General features: G+C 56.8%; 22 protein-coding genes. 9 read left to right on the forward strand and 13 right to left on the reverse strand.

Annotation, left to right across the window (positions count from 1 at the left end; genetic code table 11):
* Nucleotides 1–15 precede the first annotated feature (15 nt).
* Nucleotides 16–1308 (reverse strand): MFS transporter, encoded by a 1293-nt coding sequence (locus tag RBB44_RS07615; protein ID WP_306146793.1) that lies wholly within the window; start codon nt 1306–1308, stop codon nt 16–18.
* 88 nt (nt 1309–1396) lie between these two features.
* Nucleotides 1397–2122 (reverse strand): spermidine synthase, encoded by a 726-nt coding sequence (locus RBB44_RS07620; protein ID WP_306146794.1) that lies wholly within the window; start codon nt 2120–2122, stop codon nt 1397–1399.
* Between the two features lie 195 nt (nt 2123–2317).
* Here RBB44_RS07620 and RBB44_RS07625 point away from each other — a divergent pair, with 195 nt between their 5' ends.
* Together RBB44_RS07625 and RBB44_RS07630 are read left to right on the forward strand one after the other, a co-directional pair.
* A complete protein-coding gene (locus RBB44_RS07625) occupies nt 2318–3301 on the forward strand; it encodes a LysR family transcriptional regulator (RefSeq protein WP_306146795.1) in 984 nt (327 codons plus the stop codon).
* Between the two features lie 138 nt (nt 3302–3439).
* On the forward strand, nt 3440–5875 hold the full coding sequence (locus RBB44_RS07630) for an FAD-dependent oxidoreductase (protein WP_306146796.1): 2436 nt from the start codon (nt 3440–3442) through the stop codon (nt 5873–5875).
* A gap of 32 nt (nt 5876–5907) precedes the next feature.
* Here RBB44_RS07630 and RBB44_RS07635 read toward each other — a convergent pair whose 3' ends face one another.
* From RBB44_RS07635 to RBB44_RS07665, 7 genes are all read right to left on the reverse strand, one after another.
* Nucleotides 5908–7944, reverse strand: coding sequence for an ASKHA domain-containing protein (locus tag RBB44_RS07635; protein WP_306146797.1), 2037 nt, complete (start codon nt 7942–7944; stop codon nt 5908–5910).
* A gap of 121 nt (nt 7945–8065) precedes the next feature.
* Nucleotides 8066–9019, reverse strand: a complete 954-nt coding sequence (locus RBB44_RS07640) for a methyltetrahydrofolate cobalamin methyltransferase (RefSeq protein WP_306146798.1) — start codon at nt 9017–9019, stop codon at nt 8066–8068.
* Nucleotides 9020–9913, reverse strand: coding sequence for a methylenetetrahydrofolate reductase (locus RBB44_RS07645; protein ID WP_306146799.1), 894 nt, complete (start codon nt 9911–9913; stop codon nt 9020–9022).
* On the reverse strand, nt 9906–10208 hold the full coding sequence (locus RBB44_RS07650; protein ID WP_306146800.1) for a virulence factor: 303 nt from the start codon (nt 10206–10208) through the stop codon (nt 9906–9908). The genes RBB44_RS07645 and RBB44_RS07650 overlap by 8 nt, the downstream gene beginning before the upstream one ends.
* Nucleotides 10209–10311: 103 nt before the next feature.
* Entirely contained in the window at nt 10312–10989 is a 678-nt protein-coding gene (locus tag RBB44_RS07655) for a DUF1638 domain-containing protein (RefSeq protein ID WP_306146801.1), read from the reverse strand.
* A 6-nt stretch (nt 10990–10995) separates the two neighbouring features.
* Nucleotides 10996–11700: a B12-binding domain-containing protein gene (locus RBB44_RS07660; RefSeq protein WP_133950482.1), complete on the reverse strand. Its 705-nt coding sequence runs from the start codon at nt 11698–11700 to the stop codon at nt 10996–10998.
* 210 nt (nt 11701–11910) lie between these two features.
* Nucleotides 11911–13581 (reverse strand): formate--tetrahydrofolate ligase, encoded by a 1671-nt coding sequence (locus RBB44_RS07665; protein WP_306146802.1) that lies wholly within the window; start codon nt 13579–13581, stop codon nt 11911–11913.
* Nucleotides 13582–13782: 201 nt separating this feature from the next.
* Between RBB44_RS07665 and RBB44_RS07670 the strand changes: the two genes are divergently transcribed.
* The gene (locus tag RBB44_RS07670; RefSeq protein WP_209177562.1) at nt 13783–14343 is read left to right on the forward strand and encodes a helix-turn-helix domain-containing protein; all 561 of its coding nucleotides are present in this window, start codon (nt 13783–13785) and stop codon (nt 14341–14343) included.
* A gap of 122 nt (nt 14344–14465) precedes the next feature.
* Here RBB44_RS07670 and RBB44_RS07675 read toward each other — a convergent pair whose 3' ends face one another.
* Nucleotides 14466–14744 carry a hypothetical protein gene (locus RBB44_RS07675; RefSeq protein ID WP_306146803.1) on the reverse strand — a complete coding sequence of 93 codons (279 nt, stop codon included), beginning with the start codon at nt 14742–14744 and terminating at the stop codon, nt 14466–14468.
* Between the two features lie 236 nt (nt 14745–14980).
* Between RBB44_RS07675 and RBB44_RS07680 the strand changes: the two genes are divergently transcribed.
* Nucleotides 14981–16168 (forward strand): glycine C-acetyltransferase, encoded by a 1188-nt coding sequence (locus tag RBB44_RS07680; RefSeq protein WP_306146804.1) that lies wholly within the window; start codon nt 14981–14983, stop codon nt 16166–16168.
* Nucleotides 16165–17202: an L-threonine 3-dehydrogenase gene (gene tdh, locus RBB44_RS07685; RefSeq protein ID WP_306146806.1), complete on the forward strand. Its 1038-nt coding sequence runs from the start codon at nt 16165–16167 to the stop codon at nt 17200–17202. Before RBB44_RS07680 ends, tdh begins: the two co-directional genes overlap by 4 nt.
* A gap of 204 nt (nt 17203–17406) precedes the next feature.
* On the opposite strand, the gene RBB44_RS07690 is transcribed toward tdh, so the two are convergent.
* Nucleotides 17407–17610 carry a DUF2892 domain-containing protein gene (locus RBB44_RS07690; RefSeq protein ID WP_040453271.1) on the reverse strand — a complete coding sequence of 68 codons (204 nt, stop codon included), beginning with the start codon at nt 17608–17610 and terminating at the stop codon, nt 17407–17409.
* A gap of 126 nt (nt 17611–17736) precedes the next feature.
* Complete coding sequence (locus RBB44_RS07695; RefSeq protein ID WP_306146808.1) at nt 17737–18948, reverse strand: winged helix-turn-helix domain-containing protein; 1212 nt, start codon at nt 18946–18948, stop codon at nt 17737–17739.
* A gap of 156 nt (nt 18949–19104) precedes the next feature.
* On the opposite strand from RBB44_RS07695, the gene RBB44_RS07700 reads away from it, so the two are divergent.
* The 3 genes from RBB44_RS07700 (at nt 19105) to RBB44_RS07710 (ending at nt 21734) form a co-directional block, all read left to right on the forward strand.
* The gene (locus RBB44_RS07700; RefSeq protein ID WP_306146810.1) at nt 19105–19944 is read left to right on the forward strand and encodes an ABC transporter substrate-binding protein; all 840 of its coding nucleotides are present in this window, start codon (nt 19105–19107) and stop codon (nt 19942–19944) included.
* Nucleotides 19945–19973: 29 nt separating this feature from the next.
* Nucleotides 19974–20729, forward strand: coding sequence for a sulfite exporter TauE/SafE family protein (locus tag RBB44_RS07705; RefSeq protein WP_306146811.1), 756 nt, complete (start codon nt 19974–19976; stop codon nt 20727–20729).
* A 273-nt stretch (nt 20730–21002) separates the two neighbouring features.
* Complete coding sequence (locus tag RBB44_RS07710) at nt 21003–21734, forward strand: ABC transporter substrate-binding protein (protein WP_306146812.1); 732 nt, start codon at nt 21003–21005, stop codon at nt 21732–21734.
* A 73-nt stretch (nt 21735–21807) separates the two neighbouring features.
* On the opposite strand, the gene RBB44_RS07715 is transcribed toward RBB44_RS07710, so the two are convergent.
* Nucleotides 21808–22842 carry a GlxA family transcriptional regulator gene (locus RBB44_RS07715; RefSeq protein WP_209173553.1) on the reverse strand — a complete coding sequence of 345 codons (1035 nt, stop codon included), beginning with the start codon at nt 22840–22842 and terminating at the stop codon, nt 21808–21810.
* Nucleotides 22843–23301: 459 nt separating this feature from the next.
* On the opposite strand from RBB44_RS07715, the gene RBB44_RS07720 reads away from it, so the two are divergent.
* Nucleotides 23302–24114: a ferredoxin--NADP reductase gene (locus RBB44_RS07720; RefSeq protein WP_133950461.1), complete on the forward strand. Its 813-nt coding sequence runs from the start codon at nt 23302–23304 to the stop codon at nt 24112–24114.
* Nucleotides 24115–24255: the final 141 nt, after the last annotated feature.

A 24255-nucleotide genomic window follows, 5' to 3' on the forward strand; every position in this document is an offset into this window, starting at 1 on the left:
ACAAAGGGTGTGCCGCTAGACCTGTTTGTCGTCTGAAGGGGGCATTCCCACATCGGCGTCTTCCAGCGGTAAAGCTTCGTCCTCGCCGGCTGCAAGTGTCGCGGTTTCTGGTGTGACCATACGGGCAGGGGCGCTGACCTGAAACGCGCCCTTGTCTTCTTCGGCAACCGCCGCCCGCCGGGTCATGCGCCACAGCGTGAAGGCAATCATGACGACGTGAGCGCCGATGGTCGTGATGAACAGGCCTTGCGGGCCGATTCTTGTCATCATGACACCGGCAATCAGCGGTCCGATAATGGAGCCGATGCCGAACATCATCAAAAGCCCGCCTGACACCTGAATGGACGTTCCCGGAGGGGCATGATCGTTGGCATGGGCAACGATCACAGGGTACATCGCAAAAATCGCTGCTCCGAACACGGCAACCAGCAAAAGGTTTGTGAGTTGGCTGTCGGGGAGCAGCACCACGAAGGCGATATCGGCAGCAAGTGCGACAGCGGCCACAACGGCCAATACGATGCGGCGGTCCATGCGGTCGCTCAAGTATCCGATCGGGATCTGGGCGACGGCGCCTGCAAGGACCGGGATGCTGGCAAAAAGCGCAATCGACGTCAGTTCAAGACCCACCCGCCCGGCGTAGACTGCAGCCAGGGTCCCGAAGGCGGCGTTGGAAATCCCAACGAGAAACACCGCCGCTACGGCCACCGGAGAGTTGTTCCAAAGGACGCGTATATTCAGCTGCACCGATGTCAGCGGAGCCGGCGAGGCGGACGTCGACAACGCCGTTGGCACAAGAGCCAGACAATAGACAATGGCGCCAATCGCAAAGAACAGGAAGCTCATCGTGTCGCCAAGCGAGATGACCATCTGCCCGGCTGTTAAAGCCCCAAGATTGACCATCGTGTAGACACCGAAAATGGTGCCGCGTGTGTTGGCCTCGGACTTGTCGTTGAGCCAGGATTCCACGATCATTGCAGCCCCAGCAAAGCAGAACCCGGAGACGGCTCGGATGGGGATCCACGCCCAGGCTTCGACCAAGAGCGCCTGCAGCAGCATCGAGACGGCGGCAAAGGCGCACATCACACCGAATGTTCGGATATGACCGACGGCTCCCACCAGCCGGGGGACGAAGATGCACCCCAGCACATAGCCGATCGCCCAACCGGTTCCCAAAAGACCAAGCGAACTTGCGGAAAATCCCTCCGCAGCTCCGCGAACCGGCAGGATGAGGCCGTGAATGCCGCCGGCAAAGAGCAAAAGTGCGGAGCCGAACAAGAGTGCGGTAATGGGAACGATTTGTCTGATCATGCCCGCCACAGTACTGATTCTGAAAACAAAAGGGTAGCAGCGCGCCTGAGCCCTCCCGGAAGATGGCGACCTTTCTCACCGATCGTTGTCAGCTGTGTTCCTTCCGCGCGAGGTACACGGATTGCGTCACTTCGCGCCCGTCCTGAAGAGGGTTTTCGAACACCACCGGCTCCGCCCATGCTTCATCAAACGCTTCTGCAAGTTTGGCAGTGATGGCAGCATCCGGAGCTTCGTCCGACCAGAGGCCAACGACACCTCCGGGTTTCAGGAAGCGTTGCACGCCAGTGAAGCCTTCAAGGGTGTAGAAGCCCTTGGACCCTGAATGCAGCAACCGCTCGGGCGTGTGGTCGATATCGATCAAAATGGCATCGTATTGGCGTTTCGGACGGCTGGCATCGAAACCGTTCTCTGACACTGCGAGGCCGAAGAAGTCTCCTTGAACCAATTGGCAGCGCGGATCATCCACCAGTTCGGTTTGCATCGGGACTAGCCCCTCCTGGTGCCAGCGGATGACCGGTTCCAGAAGATCGACGACGGTGAGGCTGGAGACAGTGTCATGGGCCAAAACCGACTGTGCGGTGTAGCCAAGGCCGAGCCCGCCGACCAATACTTCCAACCCATCGCCTGACAGAGCATCCACACCAAGATCCGCCAGTGCCACCTCGGAGGCGGTGAATAGGCTCGACATCAGGTGCTCTTCTCCAAGGAGAATTTCGAAGACGTCGGTTTTCAGAGCCAGGAGATGCCGGCGGCGGAGAGACACGGCCCCGATCGGTGTCGGGGCATAGTCCAGTTCTTCAAACATCTTACTCATGCCGCACCATGACGGTTGGTTGGTGATTTGGGAAGGGCGCGAATGCTCCGCTCCCACACTAGACGCGATGAAGAGCCGCGTTTCTATGGCGCTATGATTCAGGTGAGTTTTAAATAAGTTCGAACTTGTTGGACTCTTGTTTCGAGCTGGTCGAAACTCAGCCTGTCCCAAAAGTCTCTCGAGTTGATTAGCCGCATGCCACGTTCGTCTGCCCGCAAAGACCTGACCTTGAAAGCTCTGGAACTCTTTCAGATCTGTGCCCGCAAGTCGTCGGTTCAGGCGACCGCTGATGAAACAGGTTTGTCCATCAGTACCGTTTCTCACCACCTGCGCAGCCTTGAAGAACATCTTGGTGTGGATCTTTTCGATCATGCCCGTCGCCCTATGATGCTGACGCCCAAGGGGCAGATGTTCTTGAAGGAAATCGACGTGGCCCTCGGGTCCATCCGCAAGGCGACAGCGGAAGCTAGTGCCGGGAATGTCACGGAAACCAGTTATCTCAGGTTCGGCAGTATTGCCGACATGGATAGCGATATTACGCCTGACCTTGCGGTTTACCTTTCCAGAAAAATGCCCCAGTGCAATTTCGTTTTCCGGTCCGGATCCAGCCGCGAACTCCTTGACATGCTTCGGGACCGGCAGTTGGACATCGGGATAGCGACCATGCCGCCAGAGGGGGTGAATAACCTGCAGGACACCCCTTTGCTTCGTGACCCATTTGTGGTGGTGCTGCCAGAAGGGCGGACTGAGGAGACAGCAGATGTCATGGCCGGCAAATCGGATCTACCGTTTCTGCAGTTTACCAGTGACCTGCTCATAGCTCGGCAGATCGAAGCACAATTGCGCCGGTTGGGAGTGGAGATGCCCGACCGTTTCGAATGCGGCAACAACCAGACCCTCATGGCAATGGTGGCGGCAGGTGCTGGATGGACGATAACAACCCCTTTGCTGTTCTCCAGGGCACGCCGGTTTCATTCAAAGCTTCGCATGCACCAGTTTCCGGGAAAAAGCTTTGCGCGGACGCTGTCTCTCATCACCACGACGGATTGCGCTGGATCTGTGCGTGATCTCATCGATCAGAAACTCCGCAAGCTGCTGACACGCCATGCGCTGACCCCCATGCATCAAAGCAACGCTTGGCTTGAGGACCGATTTTGTCTGGTCACTGGTGCTGATTGACCGGAATGCCTCGGTCAGTATTTCGTATCTACGAGTTTTTCGAAGTCCAATTTTGATATTTTAAAAAGTGCAGTCCGCCACATTGCCACTTTGTTCAAACTGCGGCACCCCGGAGAGAGGGGATGTCGGAGGTGTTCCATGAAAACGCGTACGCAAGTGGTTGTGATCGGTGGAGGTATCGCCGGGTGTTCGACGATCTATCATCTTACTCAGGAGGGGTGGACAGATGCCGTATTGGTCGAACGCAATGAACTCACGTCCGGGACGACGTGGCATTCTGCAGCCCAAGTAACCAACTTCGGCATGAATCAAACCATGGTCGGTTTGAAGAGCCATTCTATCCGGCTCTACAAGGAGCTGGCAGAAGATCCAGATTACCCGATCAACTATCACCATGCAGACGGTGGCATTCGACTTGCCAACACCGAAGCCCAGATGCAAGGCTACCGACACTTTGCGTCAATGGCACGCGGCATGGATGTCGACTTCGAAGTAATTGATGCGCAGGAGTGCGCACGCCGTCATCCCTTGATTTCAACAGACAATCTGCTCGGCGGTCTTTGGGATCCGCTCGATGGCGACATCGATCCGGCACAGCTTTGTCAGGCGCTGGCCCGCCGTGCCCGCAAGGCCGGGGCGGCCATCTATCGCAACACGCCAGTCACGGGCCTGACACAGCACAAGGATGACACCTGGACGGTTCATACCGTGCATGGAGACATCGACTGCGACATTGTCGTGAACGCTGGTGGATACCGGGTGAACGAAATCGGGGCAATGATGGGAGTTCATCATCCCGTCGCCTCGATGGAGCACCAATACTTTCTGACCGAGGAAATACAGGCGATCAAAGAGGCAGGGCACCGGATGCCGTTGCTCCGTTGCCCGATCAGCGATTACTACTGCCGCCAGGAAAAGAACGGTTTACTGGTCGGCTTTTACGAGCAGGATTGCAAGACGTGGGGTATGGACGGGATCGATCCGCATTTCGTCAACGCGCTCTGTCCGGATGATCTGGATCGGGTAACCGACGTCCTTGAGGGTGCTTTTGCCCGCATGCCTGCATTGATGGAAACCGGAATCCATACCGTCATCAACGGTCCGATCACCTATACAATTGATGGCGCGCCGTTGGTCGGACCGATCCCGGGCAAACGCAATGCTTTTTGTATCATCGGGCTTAGGGCCGGCTTGGGCGAGGGGGGCGGACACGGTTGGCTGCTGGCGCAGCAAATCGTGCACGGCGAGGCGTGCTACGACACATGGTGCCTCGATCCGCGCCGTTTTACCGGCCACGCCAATGTCGAGCTCACCGCTCTGAAAGCCATAGAAGACTACCAGAACGAGTTCCGATTTCACTTCCCTCATGAACATCGCCCAGCGGGGCGGTCCGCCAAGACAACGCCGCTGACACTCGTGATGGCGGCCGAAGGGGCAGAATTTACGGTGGTGAACGGCTGGGAACGCGTGGATTACATCAAGCCGTCACCGGGGTTTCATCCAACCCTCGGATTTCATTTTGATGAGGCATTCGATGTGGTCGCCAGCGAGGTGCAACACATCCAGGCAAATGTGGGCCTCTGCGAGGTCAATGGCTTTAACCGGATTGAGATTACCGGTTCCGACCGGCACGCATTTCTCGATCGGCTGTTCTGTGGCACCGTCACGAAACTGGAAGGTCGGGTCGGTCTCGGGTATCTGCTCAATCGGCATGGCATGGTCAAGGCCGAGGCAACAGTCGCCAACATTCCGGCTTCGGACCGTGGGCCCGCCCGTGTCTGGTATGGGTCGGCAGCAACCTCCGAATATCATGATATGGATTGGCTAAAGTCCCATCTGCGTCCGGATGAAGATGTTGAGATCAGGAGCCTAACCAACGGCCAAACCATTCTGGTTCTGGCAGGACCAAAGGCGCGGGCGGTTCTGCAATCGGCCAGCCGGGGCGACTGGTCAAAGGAAGGGTTCCCCTGGCTGTCGGTGCGCGAAACACTCATCGGGTATGCACCGGCAACCGTTATGGGGGTCAGTTTTTCCGGCGAGCTTGCGTATGAGATCCACATCCCGAATGCTTCACTCTATGCTGCCTATCTGGCTTTAAGGGACGCTGGAAAGGCGCATGATCTGAGACTGTTCGGCGCAAGAGCGGTCGAATCCATGCGCATGGAAAAGGGGTTCTTGCACTGGAAGGCGGATCTGATAACCGAATTCGATCCTTTTGAAACCGGGTTGGATCGCTTTGTGAAGCTGGATAAACACGATTTTGTCGGCAAGGACGCCTTGATACAGCGCCTAAAGGACGGGCCGAGGAAGAAACTTGTGACCCTGAAAATTGACGCGACCCACGCACCCGCATATGGCGGGGCCTCGCTGATGCAGGGGGATACTGTTGTGGGGACGGTCACCTCCGGCGAGTGGGGCCATCGCAGCGGCCTGAATCTCGCTTATGCGTTTGTCGACACTGCGCTCTCGGGAGAAGGAACGGTGCTTGATCTTGACCTTCTTGGAGACAGGGTCAGCGCTGAGATCATCGCGCCGTCCCCTTATGATCCCGGTCATACAAGGATGCGCGGATAGGGGCACGGGCCATTTCAGCGGGACAAAACTGACTAGCCCCGCCGTCTCCGCCGTCGCCGGCCGTCGCCTGTGCCTTCTGCTGCGACCGGCTCCTTGCGGACAGGCAGTTCCACGGCAGCGCGCAGGTTCGGGAAGGGATCGACCTTGTTCGGCAGGGCCATGGCGTTGACGAAATGCTCCTGGAACTTGGCTTCCAGCGCCGTTTCGATTTTCTCGATGTTGTGGACCGTTTCTTCGATCTCGCGGCGGTAGCCACGATTGAGGAGGGCCATGCGAGCACCGGTTCCGGCGGCATTGCCGACGCCGGAAACACCATCGAGCGCGCAATCGGGGATTAGCCCTAAGATCATTGCGTATTTCGGATCGATATAGCTGCCGAACGCACCGGCGAAGCGGATGCGGTCGATGTGATCGCTGCCGAGCTTGTCCTGCAACAATTTGATGCCGGCATAGAGCGCGCCTTTGGCAAGCTGAATGGCGCGGATGTCGGTCTGCAGGATGGAAATCTCGATGCCGTCTTCGGCAATGACATATGAGAATGTGCGGCCCTCAGACCGAACCCGGTGCGTTTTCGCCGCCATGGAGCCGTCAATCACGCCGTCTTCGGTGATGAGACCAGCGAGATACATCTCCGCGACTGCTTCGATGATGCCGGAACCGCAAATGCCGGTGACGCCAACACTGTCGATCCTTTCTGAAAAGCCCTCTTCATCCGACCATTCGTCGACGCCGATTACCTTGAACCGGGGCTCCAGCGTGTCTTTGTCGATCCGGATGCGCTCGATGGCCCCGGGCGCTGCGCGCTGGCCGGAGGAAATTTCCGCGCCCTCAAAGGCCGGACCGGTCGGGGAGGAAGCGGCCAGCAGGCGATGCTTGTTGCCAAGCACGATTTCCGCATTGGTGCCGACATCCACTAGCAGTGTCGTTTCTTCAAGCGAATAAGGGCTCTCGGAGAGCGTGGCCGCGGCGGCATCCGCCCCGACATGTCCGGCAATGCACGGCAGCATGTAGACCCGGGCGCCCGGATTGAGATCAAGGTCAAGATCACGGGCGGTCAAAACCATGGCGTCGGAAGCGGCCAACGCGAAGGGTGCTCCGCCAAGTTCCACTGGATCAATCCCGAGGAAGAGGTGGTGCATGACCGGGTTGCCAACAAAGGTGGCGTCCAGCACATCGGCGCGCTCTGCGCCGACATCGCCGATCAGCTTGCCGACAAGGGCGTTGATCGCCTCGCGCACGGCCTTGACGAGATCCGGCAGTTTCGTCGGGTTCATTTGGACATAGGAAACCCGCGACATCAGGTCTTCGCCAAAGCGGATCTGCGGGTTCGAGGTGCCGGCGGAAGAAACTGTACGCCCGTTTTGAAGATTACACAGATGCGCGGCAATGGTGGTTGACCCGATATCAACGGCCAAGCCATAGACGGCCGGTTTTTCACCCGGCCATAGCGCCACCAGTGTTGGGCCGCTCAACGTGTCGGTGTGGATTGCGCCAGTGACCGTCCAATGTCCCTTGCGCAAGATGGTCTGAACCCTTGGCAGCAGGACCGGATCGGTCGCCAGCGTCTCAAGGCCGGCTTCTTTGGCAAGCGCCTCGCGCAGGCGGTCAATGTCACCGCGCGGGGTTTCCATGTCCGGTTCGTCAATGGAAACGGTTACCAGCGAAATCGCGCTGTCCGGTTCAATCGTCTTCGCCTCGGCCCGTTTGCGCACAACCTGCCGGTTCGTCTGGGCATCGGTCGGGATGTCGACCACAAGGTCGCCGAGGATTTTTGCCTGGCAGGAGAGGCGCCGGTCTTCCGGCAAATTGCGCAAGGTGGCGTAGCGCGTTTCAGCGTCTGTCGCCCCTTCTAGATGGTCCGCGGCACTCGTCAGGTTTTCCTTGGCAAAAGTGCCTTCGGACACGGAGATCTGACAGCGCCCGCAAATGCCGCGCCCGCCGCAGACCGATTCCACATAGACACCAAGAGAGCGCGCGGCATCCAGAAGCGGTGTTCCGACTTCAAATGTGCCACGCCGCCCACTTGGCTGGAAAACGACCTTGGCGAGTTTCGCGGTGCTCTCTGACATGTCCTATTTGTGTCCAAGCGGTTTTCGGTTCAGTTTTTCAATGATCTGGCGCGGTCATGGCAAGACCCGGGATCGGCAAGCCGCCCGGGTCTTGAATTGTGCGGCCGAGCCAGTCTGGCAATCAGCCGGCCCGCCGGGCAGCGCGCCCACCACGGCGGCGTCCGCCGGAAGCTGCAGCCTCTGTTGGTGCAGCCGTCGCCGCACCGGCCGCCGCCGGCTTGTGGTCGCGGTAGGTCATGATCCATTCCTGACAGTTTGGATCGGTGCCGTTCAGGACGTTGGCGGCACGGACGGCTTCCATTTCCTGCGGGCGGCACGGGTTCATGATCGCGGAGGTCATTCCGGCGCCGATGACCATCGGAATAAAGCCGGCGTTGATGCCGTGGCGGTGTGGCAGTCCGAAGGAAATGTTGGAAAGACCACAGGTGGTGTTGACCTTCAGCTCTTCACGGAGGCGGCGCAGCAGCGCAAACACTTGCTGCCCAGCCGTGCCCATGGCGCCGATAGGCATGACGAGTGGGTCGACAACGATATCGTGCGCGGGAATGCCGAAGTCCGCCGCACGCTCAACGATTTTCTTGGCAACCTCGAAGCGCACGTCCGGGTCTTCGGAAATACCGGTTTCATCGTTGGAGATCGCAACTACCGGAACGTCATATTTTTTGATGAGCGGCAGGATCGCTTCCAGCTTTTCCTCTTCACCGGTTACGGAGTTGACCAGCGGGCGGCCTTTGGTGACTTCCAGGCCTGCCTTGATCGCCTCGGTGACAGAGGAATCGATCGAGATCGGGAGATCGCTCAACTCCTGAACGATTTCGAGGGTTTTGACCAGAAGCGGCGGTTCGGTCTCGTTCGGGTTCACCGCGGTAACGCCGGCATTGACGTCGAGCATAGTGGCGCCAGCTGCGCCCTGGGCCAAAACGTCAGCTTTCACGGTCTCGAAATTACCTTCAACCATTTCAGCAGCCAGCTTCTTGCGGCCGGTCGGGTTGATGCGCTCTCCAATCACGCAAAACGGCTGGTCAAAGCCGATCACGACTTCCTTGGTGGCGGAGGCGACAATTGTTCTGGTCATTTATGCGCTCTCGTTGGCGGTCAGAGATGTTGACGAAGTTTGAAAGGACCAGCTCCCGCGGCTGGTGAGCCACTCAGCTGTTTTGGCGACACCGCCGAATGGGTAAACGTGGATTTGGGCGAGCTGGCTGTCAGGCTGGCTGGTGACGCGGGCTTCCAGCGGCTCGACCATGGTGTTCGGGTCGTAGCCTGCAAGCATGGAGACAACCGCGCCGCCGCGTTTTTTAAGAAAGTTCAGCGAGTTTTCGACACCTGCGAAGGCCGCAAACTTCAAAAGCGTGGTCATCTTGGCTGGACCTGCAACGCCGATATGAACCGGGAACTGGTTGCCCCAGCTGCGGATCTCGTCGAGCCAGACACTGACCTGATGCGGATCGAAGCCGAACTGCGTGACAATCCGGAACTCGGCATCGCTGTCTGCGGCAAGCTCATGCTTGCGCATCAAGAACGATTTGATGACGTCCGACTTGATGTCCGGTGCGCCTTCCGGGTGACCGGCAACGGCAATCTTTTGAATGCCCAGCTTGTCGAAAAGGCCCGTTTCGAGAAGGGCGACGGATGAGGTAAGAGGGCCAGCCTTGTCGGCTTCACCGGCAATTGCGAGCACTTCCTTGACACCGGCTTCCTGTGTCAGGCGGGTGATGCGGCGCTCGAAGTCGGTAACGCTCGCATAGCGACGCGCGGCCATATGCGGCACGGCGGTCAGGCCCTTGTCGGTCAGGGTCTTGGCTGCGGCGACGATCGTGTCTTCCGGAGCATTGCCAAGATCGGTGACATAGACCTGGCTGCCAGCCGGGATCGCTGCCAGAAGCTCTGTCTTTTCGACGACCTGTTTGGGCGACATTTCGGTCGAGGCGGGCAGGCGGCCATTTGCCAAAAGGCTGCTATCAGTCATTTTCCAGGCCTCCATTCGCCATCAGGTCCATCAGGCGGTGTTTCGGGTAATCGGCAACAAGCGCTTTAAGCGCGGTGTCAGCTTCCTGTTCAAGGTCGTCGGAAACATCGACAGGCTCTGCCCGGCGCCATTCGGCCATATAGGCATCACTGTCTTTGGCGCCGACACGCATCGCGCAGGCATCGATCGTTTCCATGAAGACAGCCGGCAGCTCCCGGCGGGCGGACTTGCGGCCCTTTTTCACCAGGATCTGTGCCGGGATGTCCCGCCAGTAAACGATTGTCTTTTGCGCCATTTCACGTCGTCCTCTCTCGAGCATGATTGCCGGAAAGCTCTCAATCCAAGTCGCTTGATAGCGGCATTGCACGGTAAAAAACCGACCCGTGCAGTGCCGCATGTCAGCGCGAAGGCATCGCAGGTTCTTTCGTCAGGAACGGTGCCAGCAAGCCATAGCCGGTGCGTTCAATTTCAAGTGGAAGCTGAAGACGTTCCGCTGCCCGTCTTGCGGCCTCTTCAAGGGCCGGATCATCTGTCTGCGCCAGGTAGAGAACCCGCGTGTAGTGGGCAAAGTACATGTCGCGCAGATGAGGGTGCCAATCGAGGCCAAGGGGTTCGATCACCATTGTCTGAAAGTGCCGGGCGAGGAAGTCAGTCAGATAAAAGCTGCCGAGCTGGTCTTCCTCAAATTGGTCGAATGTCTCCAGTCCGGCAAAGAACGCATAACAATGCGCGCCTTCGATCCGGCGGGTTCCGGTTTCTTCCAGAACCTTGTCGAGAAGACCGCCAGTGCCGCAATCGCCATAAGCAACCAGAATGTCGGAATAAATATCGCGGTTCTGGAGAATGACTCGCCGGACTTCGTCGGGGATCTTTTCCGGTGTGTTGTGCAGCTGTGCCGGGAGACACGTCAGATCAATGTGATCAAGCTGATTGAGATCGCGGATTGCGATGATCTCACGCGCCAATGCTCCGCAAGCAACAACAAGGACGCGGCCGATCTTGTCGTTCGCGTCCTCTTGAGTTCCGATCGGGAAAAGAGGCTCACCCGCCGGCATGTCGGGAGCCTCCTCAAACATGATCCGTCAGCCCCGGTTGGCGAGCTGGTTATGCCGCCGGGCAATCAGGTCTTTTGCCATTTCAACAGCTACAGCTGCATCGCGGCAGTAACCGTCCGCACCAACGGCTTGCCCGAACTCCTCGTTGAGCGGCGCACCGCCTACAAGAACGATGTAGTCGTCGCGCAGGCCCTTTTCCTTCATCTCGTCGATGACGACCTTCATGTAAGGCATGGTGGTGGTCAAAAGGGCAGACATGCCGAGGATGTCCGGCTGATGCTCTTCCAAAGCCGCCAGATAGTTTTCGACCGGGTTGTTGATGCCGATGTCGATCACTTCAAAACCAGCGCCTTCCATCATCATTGAGACAAGGTTCTTGCCGATGTCGTGAATGTCGCCCTTGACGGTGCCGATAACCATCTTGCCGACTTTTGGAGCTCCCGTTTCCGCGAGCAGCGGACGTAGGATGCTCATGCCCGATTTCATGGCGTTCGCGGACAAGAGCACTTCCGGCACGAACAAGATGCCATCGCGGAAGTCGACGCCGACGATCCGCATGCCTTCAACAAGGGCCTTGGTCAAGATGTCGTAAGGTGCCCAGCCGCGTTCCAGGAGGATGTTCACCGCATCCTGGATTTCTTCCTGCAGACCATCATAAAGATCATCATGCATCTGCTCGACGAGTTCATCGTCAGACAGGGCCGACAGGTCGATGTCGTCTTCGTCAGACATTGGGCAGCTCCAAAAAGGCTATGTTGGCCGGTAAACGTTGAAAAACCTTATGCCTTAAGGGAAATCGCCCGATATCATCAATGCGACACGGCTAGTCGCTTTCGCGACAGCGGGCTTATGATCGGTCGAATTGGTGCTCCGCCCGGACTTGAAAAGAAAAAGGCGGATCACTCGGATCCGCCTCAAGTTTTCTGTTCTGGTCCGGACAGATCAGAACAGACCCTCGATCAAGCCATCGTCGTTCAGCTTGATATGATTTGCAGACGGCACGCGGGGCAGACCCGGCATGGTCATGATTTCCCCGCAGATCGCAACGATGAAACCGGCACCGGCGGACAGGCGGACTTCGCGGATCGGCACACCATGGCCGGTCGGCGCGCCGCGCAGGTTTGGATCGGTGGAGAAGGAATACTGGGTCTTGGCCATGCACACCGGCAGGTTGCCGAAGCCGTCGGCTTCCCAGCGGCGGAGCTGATCCCGGATGGACTTGTCGGCCAGGACTTCGTCGGCGCGGTAGATGCGCTTTGCAATCGTCTCGATCTTTTCAAAGAGCGGCATGTCGTCTTCGTAAAGCGGAGCGAACTGAGCTGCACCGCTTTCAGCAAGCGCTGCGACCTTTTCGGCAAGTTCTGCCGTGCCTTCCGAGCCCTTGGCCCAGTGAGAAGCCAGAACGGCATCGACACCAAGATCCGCACAGAAGTTTTTGATCTCCTGGACCTCAGCGTCCGTGTCTGCGGTGAAGTGGTTGATCGCCACGACAGCCGGGACACCGAACTGCTTGATGTTTTCAATGTGGCGGCCGAGGTTGGCGCAGCCCTTCTGGACGGCTTCGATGTTTTCCGCACCAAGGTCTTCCTTGGCAACGCCGCCGTTCATCTTCAGCGCACGCACGGTCGCGACGATCACCACCGCATCCGGCGAAAGACCAGCCTTGCGGCATTTGATGTCAAAGAATTTCTCAGCGCCAAGGTCCGCGCCGAAACCGGCTTCGGTCACGACATAGTCAGCAAGTTTCAGAGCCGTTTGGGTCGCCATGACGGAGTTACAGCCGTGGGCGATGTTGGCGAACGGGCCGCCGTGAATGAAGGCCGGATTGTTTTCCAGGGTCTGCACGAGGTTTGGCTGGATGGCCTCTTTGAGGAGAACGGTCATCGCGCCGTCGGCTTCCAGCTCGCGCGCAGTGATCGCGGTGCGGTCGCGGCGGTAGGCAACGATGATGTCGCCCAGGCGCTTTTGCAGATCTTCCAGATCTGTCGCCAGGCATAGGATCGCCATGATTTCGGAGGCAACGGTGATGTCAAAGCCGCCTTCACGCGGGAAGCCGTTGGCAACACCGCCGAGTGAACAGACGATTTCGCGAAGCGCCCGGTCGTTCATGTCCAGCACCCGGCGCCAAACCACCCGCCGCTGGTCAATGCCGAGTTCATTGCCCCAGTAGATGTGGTTTTCGATAAGGGCGGCCAGAAGGTTGTGCGCTGACGTTATCGCATGGAAATCGCCGGTGAAGTGGAGGTTGATGTCCTCCATCGGGACCACTTGCGCATAGCCGCCGCCTGCTGCACCACCCTTCATGCCGAAACACGGGCCGAGGGACGGCTCGCGCAGACAGATCATGGCGTTCTTGCCGATCCGGTTGAGACCATCCCCCAGGCCGACAGTCGTTGTAGTTTTGCCTTCGCCGGCCGGTGTCGGGTTGATTGCGGTGACCAGGATCAGCTTGCCGTTTTCCTTGCCGTTCAGCCCTTCGATGAAGTCTGCGGAGATCTTCGCCTTGGTGCGGCCATAAGGCAGCAGCGATTCTTCCGGAATGTTCAACCGGTCGCCGATCTCCTGGATCGGTTTCATTTTGGCTGCGCGTGCAATTTCGATATCACTGGCCATGCTGTTTCCTCGACATGTTTTGTTTCCCGGAAAAAGCCGGGCGTTGTCTTTGCCGCACGCTAGAAGAGAGGGCGGTGCAACAGATGTTCTGAATGCGACCTACTAAGTTTGGGATGCGACGATGGCGTTTCCGCTTCGATAATTGCGGAATGGCACTGGTTCAGAATTGCATTTTCTAGCCAAGCGGATTTTAATTCCGCCATGACAGATTCAGATATTCTCTCCCGTTTGCCGGAGCGGTTGAAAAAGGCCCGCCGGGCACAAGGCTTATCGCTTGAGGCGGTTGAAAAGCTCTCCGGTGTGTCGCGCTCTATGGTCAGCCAGATTGAGCGGGGCGAATCCAATCCCACGGTTGCGACACTTCTCAATCTGACCCGGGCGCTCAATGTCGACTTTGCCGGCCTGCTTGGAGAAGAGGCTGTCGAGGATCGGGTGGAAATTGTGAAGGTGAGCCAAACCCCGGCGCTCGATCGCGCGGGAGACGGATGCAAGATCCGGATCTTGTCCGCTCCTCAGGACACGGGCCGGTTTGAAGTCTATGAGCTCATATTTGCTGATGGCGGCAAGCTGGAGAGCAAACCTCATGAGCGGGGAACCCGGGAGCAATTGATCGCCGAAGAGGGAACGTTGAAGGTCATGTCCGGCGTTGCAACAGGGATGATAGAAAAGGGCGATACCGCGCGTTACGCCGCCGATGTGGCGCACACGATTGAGGCGGTCAACGGGCCAGCTCGGGCTATTTTGATGGTGGTCCGTTTCTAGTCGTCGTCATCAAGAGTGCGAGGCTTCAGCTGCTCAGTCGGTTTTGTGTCGCTGTCCAGATTTGAGAATGTGTGGCCCCTGATCAGGGGAGGGATCAGGGCGCCACGAGGTCCCGGGAGGCGTCAGGTTGTTCCCGGGACAAAAAACGAAAAGCCGGCATCCTTCGGGTTGCCGTTTGCGTCTTGAATGTTCACCTGGCAGGTGTTTTCCGCAAAGATATTCAAGCCGACAGTGAGGCCGTCACCCCATACAGTTGCTTGTGCTCCGGACATGGCCGAAAAATCAGTTTCATAATTCACCATATAGGAGCCAGTGCCGGTGTGATCGCAGCTGGCAACGTGCTGGGAAGAGGTTAGGTTTCCGTCACTGCCAACAAGGGCTGATGCAAAAGAAGCTGTCATATTTGCCTCCCGGTTATATCCAAAGGGTATGCGGCTCAGGGAGCCGAGTGTGCAGCCTCAGAATATCAACCAAAAGTAGATTCGTAAGTCTGATATAACCCGCAGGGTTGTGTTATTGTTGGATGACTTATTGCATCCGTGAAACTGCCGTCCTCTCCGTGATAATGGAAATTCCACTTTCACAGGACAAAAAAATCCGCTATTATGGATGAAATTCCAAATTATCGGAGGTTGTCGTGTCGCAGGCGTTCTTGGAAAACATTTCCACTACCTTGAAGGAAATCGAGGCAGAAGGGCTCTACAAGCGCGAGCGGTTGATCACATCACCGCAAGGCGGCCATATCGCCGTTGGTGGGCGCGATGTCATCAATCTGTGTGCCAACAACTATCTGGGGTTGGCCGATCATCCGGCCCTGATCGAAGCCGCCAAAAATGCCATGGATCCAAAGGGGTTCGGCATGGCCTCGGTGCGGTTCATTTGCGGCACACAGGACATTCACCGCGAGCTGGAGCAGCGCCTGGCAAGGTTTTTGGCTAAAGACGATGCCATCTTGTTTGCCGCTTGTTTTGATGCAAACGGTGGCCTGTTCGAGCCGCTTCTTAGCCCGGAAGACGCGATTGTATCGGATGCGCTCAATCACGCCTCGATCATTGACGGCATCCGGCTTTGCAAGGCCAAGCGCTACCGCTATCAGAATTCCGATATGACGGATCTGGAGGCAAAGCTCCGGGAAGCCCGCGAGGCTGGCGCCCGTCACATTATGATCGCGACCGATGGCGTCTTTTCCATGGATGGATATCTCGCCAACCTGCCTGAGATCACCGCGCTCGCCAAGCAATATGAAGCGATCGTGATGGTCGATGACTGCCACGCCACCGGCTTCATGGGACCGAAAGGCGAAGGCACTCCGGCACATTTCGGCGTGGATGTCGACATTTTGACTGGAACGCTCGGCAAGGCGCTGGGCGGCGGCATTGGCGGTTATATCGCTGGACCGCAGCCGGTCATTGATCTGTTGCGTCAGCGGGCAAGGCCTTATCTTTTCTCAAACAGTCTGCCGCCGTCCATTGTCATGAGCGGCCTTGAGGCGATCCGTCTGGTGGAAGAAGGGGATGAGCTTCGTAGAAACCTCTTTGACAACGCGCGCTATTGGCGGGCAGGGCTGGAAGCTCTGGGCTTTACGCTGTTGCCCGGCGAACACCCGATCATTCCGGTGATGCTGGGAGAGGCCAAATTGGCCCAGGCAATGGCGGCAAACCTTTTTGAGGAAGGGGTCTATGTCTCAGGCTTTTTCTTCCCGGTTGTCCCGCGCGGCCAGGCGCGTATCCGCACCCAGATGAATGCGGCGCTGACACGTGCAGATCTCGACCGGGCGCTCGATGCTTTTGCGAAAGCCGGCAAGACCACAGGAGTGTTGTCATGAGCAATCAGATGAAGGCTTTGGAAAAATCCGAGCCACGGGAAGGGCTCTGGATGACCCGCGCGCCGGTTCCGGAAATCGGTCCCGACGACGTTCTTATCAAGATCAACAAGACCGGGATCTGCGGCACCGACATCCACATTTGGAACTGGGACGATTGGGCGTCCAAAACGGTGCCCGTACCAATGATCACCGGGCACGAATTTGCAGGTGAGATCGTCGAAGTCGGCCGCAACGTTGATGATCTTGAAGTCGGGCAGCGCTGTTCCGGGGAGGGGCATTTGATCGGCAAACATTCTCGACAATCCCGGTCAGGCAAGTTTCATCTGGACCCAGAGACACGGGGCATCGGTGTAAACGAGCAAGGCGCATTTGCTGAATACTTGCGGTTGCCGGCGTTCAACGTGGTGCCGCTGCCCGATGAGATTGACGACGAGATCGGCGCCATTCTCGATCCGCTCGGCAATGCAGTCCACACGGCCTTGAGTTTTGATCTGGTTGGTGAAGACGTGCTGATCACCGGCGCAGGGCCAATTGGCATTATGGCCGCGGCCGTCGCGCGCCATGTCGGCGCCCGCAATGTGGTGATTACGGACGTCAACCAGGCCCGCCTTGATCTTGCAACGCGCTTTGTAGATGTCGTACCCGTCAATGTCGCGCGCGAAGATCTCAAGGGCATCGAGAAGAAGCTCGGCATGAAGGAAGGTTTTGACGTCGGGCTGGAAATGTCCGGCAATCAAATCGCGCTCGATCAAATGGTTGAAAACCTCGTCATGGGCGGGCGGATCGCGCTGCTTGGCATTCCGCCTGGCAAATCACCGGTCGACTGGTCGCGGATTGTGTTCAAGGCGATCACGATCAAGGGCGTCTACGGCCGAGAGATCTTCGAAACCTGGTACAAGATGATTGCGATGCTGCAGAACGGCCTCGATGTGCGCAACGTCATCACCCACCGGTTTGGTGTCGATGACTTTGAAAAAGGCTTTGCGGCGATGAAATCCGGCGAGGCGGGCAAAGTGGTTTTAAGCTGGCAATGATTGAAAGCTAAACGGCGTTGGCCTGCTGATGTACACAGACCGAGGCCCATGATTGGAAGTCGGCATGCCGCGGCCGGTAGACATGGATACGTGTTTTTGAAGAACAAAGACCGGATTGCCCAAGTGTGGGCTCGGGCAATCCGGTGAGGCCAGGTCTGCCCGGTGGGCAACGGGCAGCTTGGCAATCAAAATTGCACGTGGGTGTCAGGAAAAACCGGGGCGTTGCGGCAGACCGAGTTTCTTCAAGGTCATGACCACCGGACAAAAGCCGGTGAAAGAGGCCTGCATCAAATGCACACCGAGAATGCCGGTCACCCAAAGCCAATTGATGTTCACGTAAACAGCCAGCAGCACAGTCGCCAGGACGAGCGCACCAACCACCAGCAGAATTCCCCGTTCGACTGTCATGATTTTCTCCATTAATAGGATAATTCGAATATTCGAAATAATGAGATTAAAAACATCCTGGCACCAGCCAAAATTGTGCGGCAAAGCGTCATGCGGCTTTGGTCGTAGAAAGCTCAACCGAGCGCTTTAAGGAACTCGCAGCCAGTCTGGCTCAAAGCTGACAGATCCGCAGTCCGCGAAGCTGGCGATCCGATCGATTTCGCTTTCCAGTTTTCCAACCCGGCCCTTACCCATCCGGGTCTTTACCTCCGGCCAAAACGCTCTGACATGCAGTCGGTCATCGGCGCGGTAGGCCTTGATATCAATCCGGCCAATCAAGCTGTTTCCCTCCAGAACGGGGAAGACGTAATAGCCGTATTGCCGTTTCGGCTCCGGAACGAAGACTTCGATCCGGTAGTAAAAGCCGAACAACCGTTCTGCGCGCTTGCGGTCCCGCAAGGCCGGATCAAAAGGCGAGAGAATACGCACCCTTGAGGGCAGAGGTGGCAGTTTGTCCAGTGTTGCCAGCGTTTCCGGCAGTAGGAAGCTTCTTCGAAGGGAGCCGTCGGCGCCTTCGATCAAAGTTTCAATAATGTCACCGGTTGCTAGCTTGGCCTCGCACCACGTTTTTGCTTCTGCAGGCGTGATCAGATCCCAGAACGCCGCGATCTCTCCGGATGTTGCAAAGCCCAACCGGTCCAGGGCCGACCGAGCGGCCCAATCGATTGTCTCGTCCACGTCGAAACGCTGTCCCAAATGGGCTTGGGGAATGACACGTTCGGTCAGGTCGTAGATTTTCTGAAATCCGCGCCGGTGGCAGACAGACAGCTCACCCGTCCGCCACAGAAACTCAAGCGCTGTTTTCGACGGATGCCAGTTCCACCAGCCGCCTTTGCTGCGGGCCTCATTTTCTCCCACCGTCGAAGAAGAAACAGGTCCATGGTCGGAAACCTGTTTCAGTACCTCGTTGAATTTCTCTTCAAAACCGTTTTGACGCCAGTTGCGCCAGCGCCCGATCAGCTTTGCCCGGTCACGGTCAAAGCGCAATCGCCAATGGGGAAAAGACGCTGTAGGTATCACCGAGGCATCATGGGTCCAGTGTTCGAAAAGCTGACGGTCTTTCTCAAGCAACCGTTTGAGATGCGTTTCCTTGTAGCCGGGAAGGCGGGAGGAAAGGATCATGTGATGGGCGCGGGAAACAGTATTGATGCTGTCGACTTGGACAAAGCCAAGAGCGGATATTGTTTCGCTTACACGATCGGTGGTCGTGCGGCCCGAAAGAACCGCAAGACCATGGCGATCCAGAAAAAGCTGGCGTGCGGTTGTATTGTCAATAATCGGGGTGGCTGCACTCATCATGACATTATCTAACATTCCAAACATCGGTAATAAAACCCAATTTCAGCTCAGGGGGCTCAGAGGGGCTTACCAGCCCTTGGCAATTTTATTTGACCTATCGTAAGCTATGTGGGCACTGTTCGTGTTATAGGTGTGGCTGGGGAGTGTGCAATTAAAATGGGGCAAAGTATAAAGCCACGCAAGCGCGGGGGGCGTTTCGCATTTCTTGTTGCGTATAGTGTTGTTCTCTTCGCTGGCGGCCCTGCATATGCAAGTTGCGACGTTCTGAAGGTGAATGGCGCCAATGAATGGCGGCCCTTTTCCTGGAGGACAACCGACCTTGGCGAAATGAAAGGCATATTCCCAGCAATAACGCATTCCGTTTCCGAGCAGGCACCCGTCAGGAGCGAATATGGGCCGGACCTGCCATGGAACCGGCTGTTTGCGCTTTTGGAGCACGGAAGTATTGATGTGCTCGCGGGAGCCTATCTGTCGGAAGAACGTCTCGATAAGTTTGAACTTAGCAACCCTGTTCACGAAGATGAGGTGACTGTCTTTATACGGACGGGCATGAAGATGATACCTCGCGATCTGAATGGCCTCGTCGGATTGCGCGGACGCGCGCCTTACGGGGTACATCTTGGCAAAGACAACAACAAATTCGCTGCTGATAACCTTGTTATCGACAGCCAGTCGCTTGACGACATCGCCGCCGATCTGGAGATGCTGAAAGATGGCAGGTTCGATTACATCATGATGTCCCGCAGCTATGGGAAGAAAGCGGTGTCCACGTTTGGGTTCGATGGGCAGATCCAGGATGTTCCGTGGACAGCGGCGCGTCGGTCGGTGCATTTTATGTTTTCACGCAAATCACCCTGTGTTGATCTGCTCCCGAAATTCAATGCGGTCATTGAAGAGCAGCTGCAGGCCGGTATCTTGGACGCGTATCAAGCCGGGTTTGAAACTGCAGGCGGGTATAAAAGCGCTGCGCCTTCGGCGGAAACCGTAGCAGAATGATCATCCGAAAGAGGGCCGGTCGCCAATAGATGAACAGCCCTGAACTTTATCTGATCGCAGCGGCCGTTTTTGTTCTGGCGGGGATCGTCAAGGGAACCGTTGGAATGGGGCTGCCGGCAATCAGCCTCGGTTTGATGACTGTGTTCGTCGGGGTTGAAGCGGCCATCGTCCTGATCCTTTGGCCCACTTTCCTGACCAACCTCTGGCAAGCGATCTACGGGGGGCACCTGAAGGCACTGACCAAACGGCTATGGCCGTTTCTTGCTGCTGCTTCTGCAACGCTTATGCTTGGAACTTTCATTCTGACAAAGGCTCCACAGGGTGTGCCGGATTTGATCCTGGGTGCCTTGATGATTGCCTATGCAGTGCCGATGCTTGCAGGTCTTCGCTTGCACATCCCGTTGGAATGGGAACGGTCCGTTGGTGTGGTTCTTGGGGCGTTGAACGGGATTTTTTCCGGGTTGACGGGGGCTTATACAGTCCCGGGAGTGATGTACCTTCAGGCTTTGGGCCTTGATCGCGACGAATTGGTACAGGCCATGGGGCTGTTGTTCTTGTCTGCAACGGTCATGCTGGCGCTCGCGCTGGGCGGCTTCGGCCTTCTCGAATTTGAGGGAGCGGTCCAGTCTCTGCTCCTAACGGTTCCAGCCCTTACCGGTGTTTATATAGGTCAGCGCTTGCGGGGTCGTCTGTCCGACGCCGGGTTCCGCCGCGCATTCCTTGGCGCAATTCTATGCCTCGGGCTCTATTTGGTGCCGCTGGGCCTCTGGCGCATAACCGGTTGATCTCCCTGTCTCTGCGTTAATGCAACCGGCGTGTTTTCAGAAGTTGTGTTTTGTTTTTTTTAGGAATGCATGCGCAGACTGTCTGAGTGTCACCAGAGGTGCTTGGCGCTCTGGTTTTTAGAAGGCCGATAGGATCGAGGAACGGTATCTATGGTTCGATACCCCGGGTACATGTGTCCTAAGTGTAATACTTCTCATAAATCCCGGCGTGGGTTTACTCGCCTGCTGGGAGTGCTGCTGGCGGCGTTGCTGATGTCTGCTGGCGGAGCAGGTATGGCCCAAGCCGCGGAACGCTGCGATAGAATCCGTGTGAATGGGACAGTGGATTGGTATCCGGTCATTATGCGACCTAGCGATACGGGCTTGGCGTCTGGAGTGCTGCCGGCAACAATGATCGAACTCGGGCGTCGCGTCGGGATAGATGTCGTTTTCCAACCTATAACGCCTTTCAAGCGGCAAATTGTTCAACTGGAAAACGGCAGTCTTGATGCTGTTCTTGGTGCATACTGGACAAAAGAGCGCGCAGAAAAATTCCAGTACTCTTCCAGTGTGTTAGATGACGAAGTTGCTATTTTTGTTTTGAAGGGCAAGGAGTTTCCCTTGTCGAAGTGGTCCGATCTGGTGGGCCGGTTGGGCATCAGGCCGTTTGGCGGATCTTATGGCGAAGACTTCGACCAATATGCGCGTGAACATCTCGCGATGCAGGAAATTGCTCCCGTTCCAACGGATTTTAGACGCGATATGCTTGCGATGCTGCTGAACGAAAACGCGGATTATGCCGTCCTCGGCCGATTTCACGGGTTGAAAATCATTGAGGAGGGTGAGGGGGCGGATCAGCTAATCGATCTGGAGTGGCCGGTTGTCTCCAATGGAGTGCATATTCTGTTCTCCAGGACATCGCCTTGTGCGCACCTTTTCGAGCGCTTCGAAGAACAGCTCCAAAAGCTTCGGGCCGAAGGATGGATCGAGACTGTCCTGGCAGACTACCGAAGGCCTGGACAATAAAGACCATCCCACTGGTTACAAATAAAAACGCCGCCCCAGTCGGAGCAGCGTTTGCAAGTTGGAATGGCCGTACTTACTTCGCGACAAGACGCATGGGGGTAGCCGTGCCAACATTCGATGTTGGTTTGGTATTGGCCCATTGATAGGACTGACGCTCTTCTGTCGGAGTGCACAAGAAGCGCTCCCGGTAGCATTTGGTGAAGTGCGAAGTGGACGCAAAGCCACAGGCAAGCGCGACGTCCAGGACTGGACGGCTCGTGCGCCGCAACAGATCGCGCGCGGTCTCAAGACGCAAACGCAGATAATACTGGCCGGGCGTGCAGTTGAAGTGCCGGCGGAACAACCGCTCCAGCTGACGCGGAGACAGGTTCACCGTCATGGCAAGCTGCTGGCAGCTGAGCGGGTCTTCAATATGCAGATCCATAATTCGGATTGCATCGAGGATCTTGGCGTTGGAAATCCCGGTCCGGGCTTCAATGTCGTGGCGCTGGGCGGATTCGCCAGACCGCATGTTCTGATAAAGCGCAACTTCGGCCACTTCGTGCGCAAGATAGGCGCCATGCTGAATAGCGATCAGCCGCAACATCATGTCCAAAGAGGCCATTCCGCCAGCGCAGGTAATGCAGTTGCGGTCAATCGAGAAGATATCTGATGTCACTTCAACGTCCGGGAATTCTTCGCGCAAGGAGCGGAGGTTTTCCCAGTGGATGGTGCAGCGGCGGCCATCGAGAAGATTGTAACGGGCCAGCAAATATGCGCCGGTGCAGATAGCACCGAATGTCCGGCCAAGGGCATTGAGACGGCGCAGTTTATTGCCGAGTTCCGGATCAAGAGGCAAGCGCTCGACATCGACGCCAGTACACAAAAGTGTAATGTCCGCATCGCCAAGGTCGCGAATAGATTTTTTTACGGAAATTTCGCATCCGTTGCTCGCCACCACGGGATTACCGTCAAGGGAATAAGTTTCCCAAACGTAATAGTCCCTGCCAAGCATCCGATTTGCTATGCGAAGTGGCTCGATGACACTCGCGAATGCATTCATGGAGAAACGCTCCATGATCACGAATGCTATTTTTTGACAGCTGTCGTCGTGCGCGCGTCCGGACATTTACTTTGCCTCATTGGAAGGTATTATTGAAGCTTATCTTTTGATTGCAGTAAGTTGTTGGTTTTTGACTTGGCTGTCAAATAAAATCCGACGTGAAGACGAATGTTCGTGATTTTGTCGTAAAACATCCACGGGTAATGCTTGAGGTTTGATCGCATTGATCAATTTCTGGCCGTCACCTGCCCAGAAGCTGAGCGGCAATACAAGATTGGTCTTGTCGTGTGTCAGTAGTGGACATGTTGCGCTGCGGTATTGCTTTGACGGTCAGACTGGGAAGGCCGCTGTTCCCAAGCCAGCCGGGCATTGCCGACGCCAGCGGATAAACCGCATTACACCGCTTTTTTGGATGTTTTTTTTGCCGAAAGCGCATTTCGTGGTCCCATGTTGCTTCAAGTCAAGGTGCACTTGGTGGTACACGGGCTTTAATTGCATGTGCCAAGACCCACGGATCGATCAAATATGAACGTACTTGCCAAACCCGCAGATCTCGCAGACGCCGCCCCAGCCGGTGTCTTCGTGGAAGAGGTCAAGACTGTCCAGCACTATACCGACCGGCTGTTCCGCTTCCGGATGACCCGGCCGTCCAGCTTCCGATTCCGCTCCGGCGAGTTTGTCATGATCGGTCTGATGATCGATGGCAAACCGCTTTACCGCGCCTACTCGATCGCAAGCCCGGCATGGGATGAAGAACTTGAGTTCTTTTCCATTAAGGTGCCGGACGGGCCCCTGACATCTCATCTTCAGAAAATCCAGCCGGGTGATGCGGTTCTGATGAAAAAGAAACCAACGGGCACATTGGTCAACGATGCACTCGTACCGGGCAAGCGGGTCTACATGTTCTCAACGGGTACCGGGATCGCGCCGTTCGCCAGCCTTATCCGGGATCCGGACACCTATGAGAAGTTCGATCAGGTGATCCTGACCCACACCTGCCGGGAAGTGGCTGAACTGAAATATGGTGAGGACCTTGTTCAGGAAACACTCAATGATCCGCTGATCGGTGAGTTCGCGAAAGACAAGCTGATTCACTACACCTCGGTCACCCGCGAAGACTTCCCGCGCAAGGGCCGGATCACCGACCTGATCCAGTCAGGCAAGTTGTTTGAAGACCTCGGGGTTCCGCCGCTTGATCCGGCGATCGACCGCGGCATGATCTGCGGCTCCATGGACATGTTGCGCGATACCAAGGCGCTACTGGAAGAAGCGGGCCTCACCGAAGGTGCCAACAACAAGCCGGCAGAATTCGTTGTCGAACGAGCATTCGTCGGCTAACGGGCGTTTCCACTGACTGAGAATCACAAAGGCCGGGGCGACCCGGCCTTTTTTCTGCGCGGGGCATTCAGTTCGCCTGCATGCTCTAACACCGTCATTTATCCTCAATACCATTGCAAATACAGAGTTAAGCTGTGGACG

The organism is Roseibium sp. MMSF_3247, from assembly GCF_030733765.1.
In the GTDB taxonomy this organism is placed as follows: Bacteria; Pseudomonadota; Alphaproteobacteria; order Rhizobiales; family Stappiaceae; genus Roseibium.